Genomic DNA, 13,379 nt, shown 5'->3' on the forward strand with positions numbered 1-13,379 from the left:
AATGCTCCGCGGTTGTTGCCGCGGCCGTCAGGTGTCCGCGGCGCTCAGCAGCTCGGCCAGCCGGTCGAACGCCGGCCGCTGCCCCTTCACGACCCGCTCGCGCGCGCGATCCAGCGGCATCCATTCGGCGCGGTCGACCTCGGGGAAGGTTGCCGTCCGGCCCGATCGCGGCGGCCACTCCATCTCGAACTCGCCGAACACGAACCCCTCCGCCTCGAAGCCCGCACCGTCGGCAACGAACACCGTCACCCGCTTGCCCGACGAGTACGCGAACGTGCCCAGCTCGGCGTATTCGACCTCGGGCGGGGAGACGCCGAGCTCCTCGCGGAACTCCCGCTTCGCGGCATCCAGCGCATCCTCGCCGTCCTTGAGCTCGCCTTTCGGGATCGACCAGGCACCCTCGTCCTTCGACGCCCAGTACGGCCCGCCCATGTGAGCGACGAACGCCGACACCCCGCCCCCACCGTCGAGACGGTAGAGCAGGATGCCGGCGCTCTGCGTGGCCACGGACGGGCGGCGCTCGTCAGATCAGACGGGACTTCGGCGAGACGGAGTACGTCTCCTCCGGGTCGGTGACCGCCACCGGCGCCAGCGCCTCGTTGATCGCGGCGTACGTGTCGTCGTCGAGCTCGATCCCCGAGGCCTTCACGGTGTCCTCGAGCTGCTCGGGACGCGACGCCCCGATGATCGCCGCGGCGATGTTCGGGTTGTGCAGCACCCACGCGAGGGCGAGCTGCGGCATCGTGATGCCCGCGCCCTCGGCGATCGGCTGCAGCTTCTGCACCGCGGTGAGGGTCTCGTCCTTCATGAAGCGCTTGATCATGTCGGATCCGCCCTTCTCGTCGGTCGCGCGCGACCCCTCGGGCGCCGGCTGACCGGGCTGGTACTTGCCCGTCAGGACGCCCTGCGCCAGCGGCGACCAGACGATCTGCGAGATCCCGAGCTCTTCGGAGGTCGGGACGACCTTGCCCTCGATGACCCGCCACAGCGCGGAGTACTGCGGCTGGTTCGAGATGAGCTGGAAGCCGAGCTCCTTCGCCAGCGCATGCCCGGCGCGCAGCTGCTCGGCGGTCCACTCGCTGACGCCGATGTAGAGCGCCTTGCCCTGACGGACGATGTCGGCGAACGCCTGCATCGTCTCCTCGAGAGGGGTCTCGTAGTCGTAGCGGTGCGCCTGGTAGAGGTCGACGTAGTCGGTATCCAGTCGCTTCAGCGAACCGTTGATGCCCTCGAGCAGGTGCTTGCGCGACAGACCGTGGTCGTTCGGCCCCTTGGGACCGGTCGGCCAGTAGACCTTCGTGAAGATCTCGAGGGATTCGCGGCGCTGACCCTTCAGCGCCTCGGCGAGGACGGACTCGGCCGCCGTGTTCGCGTACGCGTCGGCGGTGTCGAACGAGGTGATGCCGAGATCGAGGGCCTTGTGGACCGTCGCGATCGCCGCGTCGTTCTCGACCTGCGAGCCGTGGGTGAGCCAGTTGCCGTAGGTGAGTTCGGTGATCTTGAGGCCGCTGTTGCCCAGGAATCGATAGTTGACCATGCGTTCGACGCTACTCCCGCCGCCGGCTGGATTCCCGAGGCCTTGACAGCGTGACGCCGCGGGCAGAATGTCGGCATGCCCGCCGTCCCCGAGATGCCCGAGACCTTCCGGCTGCCGCCGCTCCCGCGCGGGCTCGACGCCTGGTTCTCGTTCGTGCGCAGCCTGCCGGACGACATCGAACTGCGCCACGCGGGGCGGACGCTCGACGGCCTCGGCGTCGTCGACGAGTCCTCGGCGCTGGCGGCGCAGGCCGGCTACCGGTTCGTCCTCAACGACGACGAATGGGCGGATGCCGCGGCCCGCGGCGCGTGGCGCCCGGAGTGGATCGTGCTGGACTCGACCGACGCCGACCCGTTCATCGCCGACATCTCGCGGCCCGGCATCCCGATCCTGGAGGATGTCCACGGCGAAGGCCGGTGGAATCCGTCGCCCGCGGCGCCGACGCTCGCGGACTTCATCGGGAGCCTCGAACGACGCCGACTCGACGACACCGGCGCGGACGTCGCTCTCGACTGGGAGGTCTGGGCGCTCGATCTCGGGCCGGAGCCGTTGCGGGCGCTTCTGGCCATGTCGACAGCGCCGCTCTTTCCGGACTGGACCCGAACCGATCTCCTGCGGTTGCGCGCATCGGTTCCCGTGATCCTGCAGAGCGGGCTCACGGAGCGTCTCGCCGCCGGCTGCGTCGCGTTCGGGACGCGTCACGGAGCGCGGCTGGAGGCATGGCGTCACTCCCGGGAGTGACCGCGATTCGGGAAGGTAAGCCTTACCTTGCTACGATCGCTCATCGACGTCCCCGGCCCCGACGAGAGACCATCGATGCCCTTCCCCCGCCGCTCCGCCCTGCTCGCTACGCTGACCGCCGCCGCCCTCGCTCTGTCGGGGTGCGGTGCCTCCGAGGTCGTGACGCAGAAGGCCGCCGCGACCGGCGAGCGATCGACCGCGTATCCGCTGACGATCGAGAACTGCGGACGGACCGTCGAGGTCGACGAGGCGCCGCAGCGGATCGTCTCGCTCGATCAGAACTCGACCGAGATCCTCCTCTCGCTCGGTCTCGGCGATCGCATCGTGGGCACCGCGTCCTGGACCGATCCCGTGCTCCCCTCACTCGCCGACGAGAACGAGGACGTCCCGCGCCTGGCCGACAACGCCCCGACGTACGAGGTCGTGCTCGGCGCCGACCCCGATTTCGTGACGGCTTCGTTCGGGCGCCACTTCGCCGAGGGCGGCGTCGTGACGCGCGACCGGCTCGACGAGACCGGGATCGGCTCCTACCTCTCGCCGACCGATTGCTCCGACGACCGGAGCGTCAACGCCGGCGGGACGCGCACCACCCCGCTCACGGTCGACGACCTCTACCGCGAGATCCGGGAGCTGGCCGAGATCTTCGACGTCCCCGCTCGCGGCGACGCCCTCATCGCCTCGCTGAAGAAGCGCGCGGCAGCGGCCGTCGAGGGCGTCGATTTCGGCGGCGAGAAGGTCGCGTTCTGGTTCGCCGACACCCGCACCCCGTACGTCGCCGGCGGGATGGGTGCCCCGGCGATCCTCGAGCGGGCCACCGGCATGACGGGGGCCTTTCCCGACGAGACCGACGACTGGACGGCAGCCTCGTGGGAGGCGATCGTCGAGGCCGATCCCGACGTCCTCGTCCTCGGCGACCTGCAACGCGACCGATTCCCCGGTGACCGACTCGACGACAAGATCGCGTTCCTCGAGAGCGACCCCGTGACGCGTTCGCTCGACGCCGTCAAGAACAAGCGCTTCATCGCCCTGCACGGCGCCGAGATGAACCCGTCGATCCGCTTCGTCGACGGTCTCGAGAAGATCCGCGCCTGGTGGGACGAGAACGAGGCGGGGCGCTGACCGCCACCGCGGCGCTCCCCCGTCGCCGGGCGCGCCGCATCCCGCTCACCATCGTCGCCACGGCGCTGTCGATCGGCCTCGTCGTCCTCACGATCGCCGTCGCGTTGACCCTCGGACCGGCGAACGTGTCGCTCGTGAACGTCCGCGACGTGATCACGAACCATCTCGGCCTCACCGACATCCCGGTGCGCGTCGCCGCCGACGCGATCGTCTGGCAGGAGCGCCTGCCGCGCGCGCTCGTCGCCGCGGCGTGCGGCGCCGGTCTCGGGCTCTGCGGTGTCATCCTGCAGTCACTGCTGCGGAACCCCCTCGCCGATCCGTTCGTCCTCGGCGTCTCGTCCGGCGCCTCGACCGGCGCGGTCCTCTTCGGCGTGTTCGGGATCGGCGGCGGCGTGCTCACCCTCTCGGGCGGCGCGTTCCTCGGCGCGCTCGTCGCGTTCGGGCTCGTCCTGGTCGTCTCGCGCTTCACCGGCGGCGGCACCGCCTCGTTCATCCTGGCGGGCATCGCCGCGACCCAGTTCTTCTCCGCCCTCACGTCGCTCGCCGTGTTCGCCTTCGCCGACTCCGACGAGACGCGCGGCGTCATGTTCTGGCTGCTCGGTTCACTCGAGGGCGTCCGCTGGGACGACGTCGTCCTCTGCGCCGCCGTCGTCCTCGTCGGCGCCGTCGTCGCGGTCGCCTCGGTGCGTCCGCTCGACGCCTTCGCGTTCGGCGACGACGTCGCGGCATCCCTCGGCATCCACGTCGCACGGACACGGATGCTGCTGCTCGTCCTGACCGCCCTCATCGCCGCGACCCTCGTCAGCGTCGCCGGCGCGATCGGGTTCGTCGGACTCGTCCTGCCGCACGCCGCGCGGCTGCTCGTCGGCTCGCGTCACGCCCGCGTGATCCCCGTGACGATCGGTCTCGGCATGGTCTTCATGATCGCGGTGGATGCCGTGTCCCGCGTCGCGTTCGCCCCGACACCGCTCCCCGTGGGGGTCGGCACCGCGCTGATCGGGGTGCCGGTCTTCGTCGCCCTCCTCGTCCGACGTCGGAGGCGCGCATGAGCCTCATCGCGGAACACGTGTCGTGGCGCCGCGGCGGCGCGCTCGTCGTCGACGACGTCTCGCTCGCGCCGAAACCCGGATCCGTCGTCGGCCTCCTCGGCCCGAACGGGTCGGGCAAGTCGTCGCTCCTGCGCCTGCTGCAGGGCATCGCGAAGCCCGACGAGGGACGCGTCCTGCTCGACGGCTCCGACATCCGGCACCGCGGGCGTCGCGAGGTGGCACGGACCGTCGCCGCCGTGACCCAGCACGCGACGACCGAGGTCGACCTGACGGTGCGCGACGTCGTCCGCCTCGGCCGCACGCCGCACGCCTCGCTGTGGGGTGCGGGCGGCGCACGGGACGACGACATCGTCGACGCGGCGATCGCGCAGGCGGGTCTGACCGAGAAGGCGGATGCCCGGTGGCACACCCTGTCAGGCGGCGAGCAGCAGCGCACCCAGATCGCCCGCGCACTCGCGCAGGAACCCCGCGAGCTGCTGCTCGACGAACCGACTAACCACCTCGACATCCGCCATCAGCTCGAGTTGCTGAGCCTCGTGCGGAGCCTGCCCGTCACCGTCGTCGTGGCCCTCCACGACCTCAACCTCGCGGCGATGTTCTGCGACGAGGTGCTCGTCATGGCGGCCGGTCGCGCCGTCGCCGCGGGGGCGCCGGCCGACGTCCTCACGGACGGCCTCATCGAGGAGGTCTACGGCGTCCGCTGCCGCGTCACGGTCGAGGCCGGACATCCGACGATCGCCTTCGCACCGCCTCGCTGAGCCGGACGAGGTCGGTCAGACGGATGCCGCCGCGGCCTGATCCTCTTCGGTCGCGACGAGCTGACCGCACGCGCCGTCGATCTCCTTGCCGCGGGTGTCGCGGAGGGTCGTCGGGATGCCGGCGTCGTTGAGCCTGCGGACGAACTCGTTCTGCACGTCGACGTCGGACGAGGTCCAAATCGAGCCGGGGGTCGGGTTCAGCGGGATCGGGTTCACGTGCACCCAGCCGCGACCGCGCGCGTTGAGCTTCTCGGCGAGGAGGTCGGCCCGCCAGGCGTGGTCGTTCATGTCCTTGATGAGCGCGTACTCGATCGAGACGCGACGCCCGGTCTTGTCGAAGTACTCGCGCGCGGCATCGAGGGCCTCATCGACCTTCCAGCGCGAGTTGACCGGGATCAGCTCGTCGCGCAGGTGGTCGTCGGGGGCGTGCAGTGACAGTGCGAAGGTGACCGGGATCTCCTCGGCGGACAGCTTGCGGATCGCCGGCACGAGCCCGACGGTCGAGACCGTGATGCCGCGGGCGCTCATGCCGAGCCCGTGCTTCTTGTCGACCATCGTGCGGACGGCCTGCATGACGCGGGCGTAGTTGGCGAGGGGCTCCCCCATGCCCATGAAGACGATGTTCGTGACGCGCTCGTCCTTGTGGCCGACCTTGCGGGGATCGCCCAGGCCGCCGTCGGCGATGAGGCGGTTGGCGCGGACGACCTGGTCGACGATCTCGGCCGCCGACATGTTGCGCGTGAGCCCGGCCTGGCCGGTGGCGCAGAAGGGGCAGTTCATGCCGCAGCCGGCCTGGCTCGACACGCACAGCGTGATGCGCCCGGTGTACCGCATGAGGACGGACTCGACGAGCGCGCCGTCGTGCAGACGCCAGAGGAACTTGATCGTGTCGCCGCCGTCGGTCTCGAGCCGGCGCACCTCGGTCATGAGGTTCGGCAGCAGCCCGCCGACGAGCTCGTCGCGGTTCGCCGCCGGCAGATCGGTCATGTGGGCGGGGTCGGAGGTGTAGTGCTGGAAGTAGTGCTTCTCGAGCTGCGCGGCGCGGAAGCCCGGCATCCCGAGCTCCTTCAGCTTGTCGACGCGCTGATCGTGGCTGAGGTCGGCGAGGTGCACGGGCGGCTTGCCCCGCTTGGGGCTCGCGAACTGCAGGAGCGGGCGGCCCTCGGCATCCTTCGCCTGCGTCCACCCCTCGGTCGCGGGACGCACCTGCTTGGGCGTCGTCGAGCGCACGGCGGACATGCCCTCGGGGCGCGCGGGAGTGGACTCGGTCATGCCATCCAGGCTACCGGCGGCGGGCTGGGCGGATGCCGGGCGACTCAGTCCTTCAGCCGGCGGGCGAGGCCGGCGATGTCCTCGGGTGTCGTGCGACAGCATCCGCCGATCAGCCGTGCCCCCGCCTCCACCCAGGCGTCGACGTCGGCGAAGGTGGCCGTCGCGTCGCCGTGCCACGAGCGCGAGGCGGCGTCCCAGACCTCGCCGCTGTTCGGGTAGACGACTGCGGGCGTCGTCGGCGGCATCCGGTCCAGCACGCGGGTCAGTGCGGCCGGCGGGCAGCAGTTCGCTCCGACGGCGACGATCCCGGGCGCGGCCGCGGCGGCCCCGAGCGCAGCGGCGAGCGCGTCGTCGCGCTCGAACGCGGTGCTCGCGCCCGACAGCGAGATCCACGCCGGGATCGCCACGCCCTCGAGCGCGGCCGCCAGCGCCTCGGCCTCGGCGGGCGACGCGATCGTCTCGACGGCGAGCAGGTCGGGCCCCGCTTCCGCGAGCGCGAGCAGTCGCCGCCGGTGCCACGCGGTCAGCTCGGCCACCGACAGACCGTACTCGCCGGTGTACTCGCTGCCGTCCGCGCGCACGGCACCGAAGGGACCGACGGATGCCGCGACCCACGCCCGACCGTCCGACGCCTCGCGGGCGAGGCGGACCGAGGTGGTCAGCAGCGCATCGACCTCGGCGGCATCCCGCCCCGCCGCGGCGAGGTTGTCGTACCCGAGCTGGTAGGAGGCCGTCGTGACGACGTCGGCGCCGGCCTCGACGAACGCGGCGTGCACGTCGCGCACGTCACCGGGCGCGTCGATGAGCACGCCCGCCGACCAGAGCACTCCGCTGAGATCGTGGCCGCGGGCCTCGAGCATCGTCCCGAGCCCACCGTCGAGGACGAGCGGACGGGTGGCGATCGCGGCGGCGACATCGGGCATGCGGTCACTCTAAGCCGCCGGCCGCGGGCCGCCGAAGGCGAATTACGCTGAACGGATGAGCACCGCCCGCATCCGTCCCATCACCGTCGACGACGCGGGCGAGGTGCTCACCCTGCAGCGGGCCGCCTTCGTGCAGGAGGCGCTCATCTACGACGCCGTCGACATGCCGCCGCTCACGCAGACGCTCGACGAGGTCCGCGCCGAACTCGAGGACAACTTCGGATGCGTCGCCCTCGACGGCGAACGCATCGTCGGGTGCGTGCGCGCCCGCGTCGACGGCGACCTGCTGCTCATCGGCCGCATCGCGATCGCACCCGATCAGCAGGGCTCGGGCCTCGGGACCGCGCTGCTGTCGGCGGTCGAGGAGCGCGGCCTCGAGGCCGGCGCCACGACCGCGGAGCTGTTCACCGGCTCGCTCAGCGAGGCGAACCTGCGCCTCTACGAGCGCGAGGGTTACGAGGAGAGCGAGCGCGTCCCCGGCGACGACGGCACCGCGCAGGTGTTCCTCCGCAAGCAGCTCTGACCCGCCCGCGCACCGAGCGTTCATCCGCGTCCGGGAGAATGGACGGATGACGCGCATCGCTTTTCTGGACGTGGACGGAACCATCCTCGAGCACGGAACGGCCATCGCCGAATCGACGATCACCGCGATCCGGACGGCACGCGAGAACGGCCACCTCGTCTACCTCTGCACGGGACGCGCCGCCGGCGACATCCACCCCAAGGTCCGCGAGATCGGCTACGACGGCGCGATCACCAACGGCGGCGCCTACGCGGTGCGCGGCGACGAGCTCTTGTTCGCCGACCCGATGCCGCGCGAGGACACCGACCGGCTCATCGCCTACTTCGAAGCGGAGGACATCGACTACTTCCTGCAGTCGAACGAGGCCGTCTACGCGAGCGAGGGTGTCGGTGCGATGCTCGACGAGTACTTCGCCGAGCGCCGCAAGCGTCACCTCGAGGACGCGCGCCGGCTCGGGCAGACCGACGCCGTCGTTCCGAAGCCGATCGTCACCTACCGTCCCGTCGGCGAGGCGGACCTCGACGCCATCGCGAAGACCACGTTCATCAGCAAGCGCTCCGACAGCGTCGACAAGGCCCAGGCCGACCTCGGCGAGCGGTTCCACGTCATCCCCGGCAGCATCCCTCTCCCCGGCGGCTCGAACGGCGAGATCGGGCTGGCGGGGACGAACAAGGGCTCCGCGATAGTGCGGGTGCTCGACATCCTCGGGCTGGATGCCGCCGACGCGATCGGCATCGGCGACAGCTGGAACGACGCCGAGATGTTCGACGTCGTCGGCTCCCCCGTCGCCATGGGCAACGCCGACCCCGCCCTCAAGGAGCGCGCCGGCAACGTCACCACCGACGTCCTCGACGACGGCGTGTGGAACGCGTTCGTGAAGCTCGGCCTGGTCTGACGCGCCGGCGCGCCGACCTCAGTCGAGGAAGATGTCGGGGAACAGCTCGGCGTCGGGTGTCCCCGGCGTCGCGGCGTAGCGCGCGAAGTCGGTGACACCGGCATCCCTCAGCACGTCCTCGACGATGAGAGTCTGCCCGGTGTACTCACGCGCCGGCTTGCAGAGCACCTCGTACGCCGCGTCGGCGTAGACCTCGGGCGTGCGGCTGACCTTCATCATCCGATCGCCGCCGAGGGCGAACTGCACCGCCGCCGTCGCGATCGTCGTCTGCGGCCACAGCGTGTTGGCGGCGACGCCGTCCTTCGCGAACTCGGCCGCCATGCCGAGGGTCGCCATCGTCATGCCGTACTTCGCGAGGGTGTAGCCGGTGTGCGCGCCGAGCCACTTCGGCGAGAGGTTGAGGGGCGGCGACAGCGAGAGGATGTGGGGGTTCGCGGCATCCTTCAGCATCGGGAGCGCCGCCCGCGACAGCATGAACGTGCCGCGCACGTTGACGTCCTGCATGAGGTCGTACTTCTTCGCGGCGAGCTCGAGCGAGCCCGAGAGGTCGATGACCGAGGCGTTGTTGACGACGATGTCGATGCCGCCGAACTCGCCCTGCGTCTTCATGACTGCCTCGGTGATGTCGCCGTCGTCACGGACGTCGCCGACGATCGGAAGCGCACGACCCCCGGCCGCGCGGATCTGCTCGGCAGCCGAGTGCACCGTGCCCTCGAGCTTGGGATGCGGGGTGTCGGTCTTGGCGAGCAGCGCGATGTTCGCGCCGTCCCGTGCAGCGCGCAGCGCGATCGCGAGGCCGATGCCGCGGCTGCCGCCCGACATGAGGATGGTCTTTCCGGCGAGGGTCATGGGTTCTCCAGGAGGGTCAGGAACGGCGCGAACGGGATGCCGCGGCGAACGCCGCGATCCGCGTCGCCGCGTCGGGGGTGTCGAACGCGGCACCGATCGTGCGGGCCTCGTCGTCGAGGTTGTCGGCGAACGGGCGCGCGGCGCCGGTGCGGACGAGGCGCTTCGCCTGCCCGAACGCCCCGGTCGCACCGTCGAGCCAGGCCCGCGCGATCTCGTCGGCACGCTCCCCGGGCTGGTCGACGACCTCGGCGACGAGCCCCCACTCGTGCGCGGTCGGCGCGTCGATCGTCGTGTCGGTGAGCAGCAGCTGCAGCGCGCGGCGCTGTCCGACCGCCGCCGGCAGCAGAGTCGAGACGCCGAGGTCGGGGGTGAGCCCGATGTTCGCGTACTTGCTGACGAACACCGCGCGCCGTGACGCGACGATGTAGTCCGCCGTCAGCATGAGACCGAGCCCGCCGCCGGCGACCGCTCCCTGCACCGCCGCGACCATCGGGATCGACGACTCCACGAAGGTCCGGATGCCGTCGTGGATCACTCCGGCCATCTCGGTGATCGTGCCACCGCTGCCGCCGGAGGTCGCCATCTGCACGACGTCGCCGCCGGCGCAGAACGCCGGGCCCGCGGCATCCAACACGATCGCGCCGACCGTGTCGTCGCGCGTCAGCTCGTGCGCGAGGTCGCGCCAGCGCGTGCCCATCTCGAAGTCCATCGCGTTGAGAGACGCCGGGCGGTGGAAGGTCAGCCGGGCGAGGGCACCCTCGCGGCGCAGCAGGATCGAATCGCTCATCGGGTCTCCACTCACTTCGGGGCCATGCGGATCGAACCGTCGAGACGGATCGTCTCGCCATTGAGGTAGCCGTTCTCGACGATGTGCTGCACGAGCGCGGCGTACTCGTCGGGCCTGCCGAGCCGCGCCGGGTAGGGCACCTGCCGGCCGAGCGACTCCTGCGCCGCCTCGGGGAGCCCCGCGAGCATCGGGGTCTCCATGATGCCGGGCGCGATCGTGCAGACGCGGATCGCCGAGCGCGCCAGTTCGCGCGCGATCGGCAGCGTCATCGCGTGCACACCGCCCTTGCTGGCCGCGTACGCGGGCTGCCCGATCTGACCGTCGAAGGCCGCTACCGACGCGGTGTTCACGATGACTCCGCGGTCCCCGGATGCCGTGGGTTCGGTCGCCGCCATCGCCGCCGCCGCGTGCGCGACGACGGTGTAGGTGCCGATGAGGTTGATGCGGATGATCCGCTCGAAGTCGGCGATCGGGCTCGGCGAACCGTCGCGGGTGAGGACCTTCGCGGGCGGCGCGATCCCGGCGCAGTTGACGGCGACGCGCAGCGGGGCGACGTCGGATGCCGCAGCCACGGCCGCCTGCACCTGCGCGGCATCCGTCACATCGGCGGCGGCGAAGGTCCCGCCGAGCTCCGCGGCGACGTTGGACCCGGATGAGGTCGGCAGGTCGACGATGACGACGTGCGCACCCTGCGCGGCGAGGCGGCGGGCCGTGGCGAGACCGAGTCCGCTCGCCCCGCCGGTGACGAGGGCGGATGCTGCGGCGATGTCCATGCGCTCTCCTTCGAACGGGATCGGGTTCCACCCTACGCGCGACTGGGTGCCACGGCAGCAGGATGCCTCCAGGCTAGCCGCCCGCGACGGTGGGCGACAGGATGGAGGGATGTCCATCCCCCTCGCCGACGCGCCCGTCCCCCCGATCGTGCGCCGCCTCGCGCGCGGTGCGGCACTCCTGCCGGTGTGGGAGAACAAGCTCGGCGGGCAGACGTTCCGAACCGATGACGACCGCTTCATCAAGATCGGTCCGGTCCATCTCGAGACCTCGATGGCGGATGAGGCGGACCGGATGGCCTGGGCAGCTCCCTACCTGCGCGTGCCGACGGTGATGGAACAGGGCGACGACGGCGAGACGGAGTGGCTCGTGACCCGCGCCCTCACCGGCCTCTCGGCGGTCGATCCGGCGTGGGTCGCGCGGCCCGAGACGGCGGTCCGGGCGATCGGCGAGGGCCTGCGCGCCCTGCACGAGAGCCTGCCGGCGGTATCCTGCCCGTTCGACTGGACCGTGCCGTCGCGCGTCGCGAACGCCGCGGCGCGCGGGGTGATCGTCCCCGACGAGCTGCGCGAGGCGCCGCCGATCGACCAGCTCGTGGTCTGCCACGGCGACGCCTGCGCGCCGAACACGCTCATTGGGGACGACGGCCGGTGGAGTGGCCACGTCGACCTCGGGCAGCTCGGCCTCGGCGATCGCTGGGGCGACATCGCCGTCGCCGCGATGAGCACCGGCTGGAACTACGGCCCCGGGTGGGACGGCCTGCTGCTCGAGGCCTACGGCGTCGCGCCCGACGAGGAGCGCCTCGCCTACTACCGCGACCTCTGGAACGCGACCTGACCCGTCAGCGCATCGCGGCGTCGAAGACCACAGCGGCCGCGAGGTAGCCCGCCACGACGACGGATGCCGAGACGAGCGGCACCCACGCGAGGTCGCGTCCCGTGCGCCAGGCGACGACCGCGGCGACCGCGGTGAGGGCGAGGCTCGCGAGGATCGCGCCGCCGAAGAGCATGCCCGCGGCATCCGCCGTCCCCCAGTCGCACGACGGAGAGCAGGACCCGCCGGCGAAGACGCCCCGCAGGAACCACAGCGCCCCGGTGACCGCGATCGCGACCGCCTGCAGCACCCCGACCGCGAGAACGGCGCCGGCACCGCTGCGGCGCAGACGCGGCGGCACGGCGGGGGCGGACATACCGCGGACGCTACCAGCCGCGACGCGAACGGGGCCATGATCGAGCCGTGACCGAGCACCCGTTGATGTTCCGCGACGACGATCCGTTGCTCGCCCTCGTCCGGCGTCACGCGCTCGCCCTCCCCGAGGCCGGGGAGAAGGTCAGTCACGGTCGGCCGACGTTCTTCACGACGAAGGTGTTCGCCTACTTCGGCGGCTCGGTCCGACGCGGTCCCGGTGACTTCGAGCGCCACGATGCGGCCGTCATGATCCTCCCGGATCGGGACGACGAGCCGGCACTGCGCCAAGACCCGCGGTTCTGGACGCCGGCCTACCTCGGCCCCTCCGGCTGGCTCGGCATCGACCTCGACGAGACGGATGAGACCGAGCTCGCCGAACTCCTCGACGCCTCGTATCGCCGAACCGCGCCCGCCCGCCTCGTCCGCCGCCTCGACACCCCTGGGGGCGCATAGGCTCGTCCGGTGAGCGAACGGACGAGCACCGGGTCCCGCATCCTCGAGGTCGCGTGGGACGACCCGCGCGCGGCGGCACTTCGCGACGAGTTGGATGCCGACCTCGGCGCCCGCTACGACGGGTTCCACGGCGACGAGCCCGCCGAGCGGAAGGCCGCGCGCTCCCGCGCGCTCGCGATGCACCCCGACGAGATCGTCGCGACCCTGATCGCGGTGGATGCCGACGGCACACCGACCGGCCACGTCATCCTCCGTCGCCTCGGCGAGGAGTGGGAGATCAAGCGCCTCGTCGTCACGGCGGCGGCGCGGGGCCGCGGCATCGCGCGCACCCTCATGACCGCGGCGCTCGACCGGGCACGCGCGGGCGGTGCCGATCGGGTCATCCTGCAGACCGGCATCCCCCAGCCGGAATCGGTCGCCCTCTACGAGTCGCTCGGATTCACCCGCATCCCGGTCTACGAGCCGTACGCCGAGACGATGCCCCGTTCGATCTGCTTCGCCTACGCGTTCTGAC

17 protein-coding genes are annotated in these 13,379 nt (G+C 71.5%); 9 read left to right on the forward strand and 8 right to left on the reverse strand.

Features of this window, described 5'->3' with window-relative positions; all coding sequences use genetic code 11:
- Nucleotides 1-27: 27 nt before the first annotated feature.
- A complete protein-coding gene (locus AYL44_RS11325) occupies nucleotides 28-507 on the reverse strand; it encodes an NUDIX domain-containing protein (RefSeq protein WP_064003392.1) in 480 nt (159 codons plus the stop codon).
- Between the two features lie 16 nt (nucleotides 508-523).
- Nucleotides 524-1,537: an aldo/keto reductase family protein gene (locus AYL44_RS11330; protein WP_064003393.1), complete on the reverse strand. Its 1,014-nt coding sequence runs from the start codon at nucleotides 1,535-1,537 to the stop codon at nucleotides 524-526.
- Nucleotides 1,538-1,612: 75 nt separating this feature from the next.
- On the opposite strand from AYL44_RS11330, the gene AYL44_RS11335 reads away from it, so the two are divergent.
- The 4 genes from AYL44_RS11335 (at nucleotide 1,613) to AYL44_RS11350 (ending at nucleotide 5,204) form a co-directional block, all read left to right on the forward strand.
- Complete coding sequence (locus AYL44_RS11335; protein ID WP_064003394.1) at nucleotides 1,613-2,278, forward strand: hypothetical protein; 666 nt, start codon at nucleotides 1,613-1,615, stop codon at nucleotides 2,276-2,278.
- A gap of 75 nt (nucleotides 2,279-2,353) precedes the next feature.
- A complete protein-coding gene (locus AYL44_RS11340) occupies nucleotides 2,354-3,397 on the forward strand; it encodes an ABC transporter substrate-binding protein (protein WP_064003395.1) in 1,044 nt (347 codons plus the stop codon).
- Nucleotides 3,370-4,446 carry a FecCD family ABC transporter permease gene (locus AYL44_RS11345; protein ID WP_064003396.1) on the forward strand — a complete coding sequence of 359 codons (1,077 nt, stop codon included), beginning with the start codon at nucleotides 3,370-3,372 and terminating at the stop codon, nucleotides 4,444-4,446. The genes AYL44_RS11340 and AYL44_RS11345 overlap by 28 nt, the downstream gene beginning before the upstream one ends.
- Nucleotides 4,443-5,204 carry an ABC transporter ATP-binding protein gene (locus AYL44_RS11350; protein WP_064003397.1) on the forward strand — a complete coding sequence of 254 codons (762 nt, stop codon included), beginning with the start codon at nucleotides 4,443-4,445 and terminating at the stop codon, nucleotides 5,202-5,204. The genes AYL44_RS11345 and AYL44_RS11350 overlap by 4 nt, the downstream gene beginning before the upstream one ends.
- A 15-nt stretch (nucleotides 5,205-5,219) precedes the next feature.
- Here the strand turns inward: AYL44_RS11350 and rlmN are convergent, their stop codons facing one another.
- Together rlmN and mmuM are read right to left on the reverse strand one after the other, a co-directional pair.
- Nucleotides 5,220-6,476, reverse strand: coding sequence for a 23S rRNA (adenine(2503)-C(2))-methyltransferase RlmN (gene rlmN / locus AYL44_RS11355; RefSeq protein WP_064003398.1), 1,257 nt, complete (start codon nucleotides 6,474-6,476; stop codon nucleotides 5,220-5,222).
- Between the two features lie 44 nt (nucleotides 6,477-6,520).
- Nucleotides 6,521-7,399 (reverse strand): homocysteine S-methyltransferase, encoded by an 879-nt coding sequence (gene mmuM, locus AYL44_RS11360; protein ID WP_064003399.1) that lies wholly within the window; start codon nucleotides 7,397-7,399, stop codon nucleotides 6,521-6,523.
- 55 nt (nucleotides 7,400-7,454) lie between these two features.
- Here mmuM and AYL44_RS11365 point away from each other — a divergent pair, with 55 nt between their 5' ends.
- The gene (locus AYL44_RS11365) at nucleotides 7,455-7,922 is read left to right on the forward strand and encodes a GNAT family N-acetyltransferase (protein WP_064003400.1); all 468 of its coding nucleotides are present in this window, start codon (nucleotides 7,455-7,457) and stop codon (nucleotides 7,920-7,922) included.
- Between the two features lie 46 nt (nucleotides 7,923-7,968).
- Nucleotides 7,969-8,817, forward strand: a complete 849-nt coding sequence (locus tag AYL44_RS11370) for a Cof-type HAD-IIB family hydrolase (RefSeq protein ID WP_064003401.1) — start codon at nucleotides 7,969-7,971, stop codon at nucleotides 8,815-8,817.
- An 18-nt stretch (nucleotides 8,818-8,835) separates the two neighbouring features.
- Here AYL44_RS11370 and AYL44_RS11375 read toward each other — a convergent pair whose 3' ends face one another.
- Genes AYL44_RS11375 through AYL44_RS11385 form a run of 3 tightly spaced genes read right to left on the reverse strand, consistent with a single transcriptional unit; the run spans nucleotide 8,836 to nucleotide 11,226 of the window.
- On the reverse strand, nucleotides 8,836-9,666 hold the full coding sequence (locus tag AYL44_RS11375; protein WP_064003402.1) for an SDR family oxidoreductase: 831 nt from the start codon (nucleotides 9,664-9,666) through the stop codon (nucleotides 8,836-8,838).
- Nucleotides 9,667-9,682: 16 nt separating this feature from the next.
- A complete protein-coding gene (locus AYL44_RS11380) occupies nucleotides 9,683-10,453 on the reverse strand; it encodes an enoyl-CoA hydratase/isomerase family protein (protein WP_064003403.1) in 771 nt (256 codons plus the stop codon).
- Between the two features lie 11 nt (nucleotides 10,454-10,464).
- Nucleotides 10,465-11,226, reverse strand: coding sequence for an SDR family NAD(P)-dependent oxidoreductase (locus AYL44_RS11385; protein WP_064003404.1), 762 nt, complete (start codon nucleotides 11,224-11,226; stop codon nucleotides 10,465-10,467).
- 109 nt (nucleotides 11,227-11,335) lie between these two features.
- Here AYL44_RS11385 and AYL44_RS11390 point away from each other — a divergent pair, with 109 nt between their 5' ends.
- A complete protein-coding gene (locus AYL44_RS11390; RefSeq protein ID WP_064003405.1) occupies nucleotides 11,336-12,061 on the forward strand; it encodes an aminoglycoside 3'-phosphotransferase in 726 nt (241 codons plus the stop codon).
- Between the two features lie 4 nt (nucleotides 12,062-12,065).
- Here the strand turns inward: AYL44_RS11390 and AYL44_RS11395 are convergent, their stop codons facing one another.
- Nucleotides 12,066-12,413 carry a hypothetical protein gene (locus AYL44_RS11395; protein ID WP_064003406.1) on the reverse strand — a complete coding sequence of 116 codons (348 nt, stop codon included), beginning with the start codon at nucleotides 12,411-12,413 and terminating at the stop codon, nucleotides 12,066-12,068.
- A gap of 47 nt (nucleotides 12,414-12,460) precedes the next feature.
- Here AYL44_RS11395 and AYL44_RS11400 point away from each other — a divergent pair, with 47 nt between their 5' ends.
- Nucleotides 12,461-12,865, forward strand: coding sequence for an MmcQ/YjbR family DNA-binding protein (locus AYL44_RS11400; protein WP_331709487.1), 405 nt, complete (start codon nucleotides 12,461-12,463; stop codon nucleotides 12,863-12,865).
- A gap of 9 nt (nucleotides 12,866-12,874) precedes the next feature.
- Nucleotides 12,875-13,378: a GNAT family N-acetyltransferase gene (locus AYL44_RS11405; RefSeq protein WP_064003407.1), complete on the forward strand. Its 504-nt coding sequence runs from the start codon at nucleotides 12,875-12,877 to the stop codon at nucleotides 13,376-13,378.
- Nucleotide 13,379: the final 1 nt, after the last annotated feature.

Source organism: Microbacterium oleivorans, assembly GCF_001644225.1.
GTDB classification, from domain to species: domain Bacteria; phylum Actinomycetota; class Actinomycetes; order Actinomycetales; family Microbacteriaceae; genus Microbacterium; species Microbacterium gawkjiense.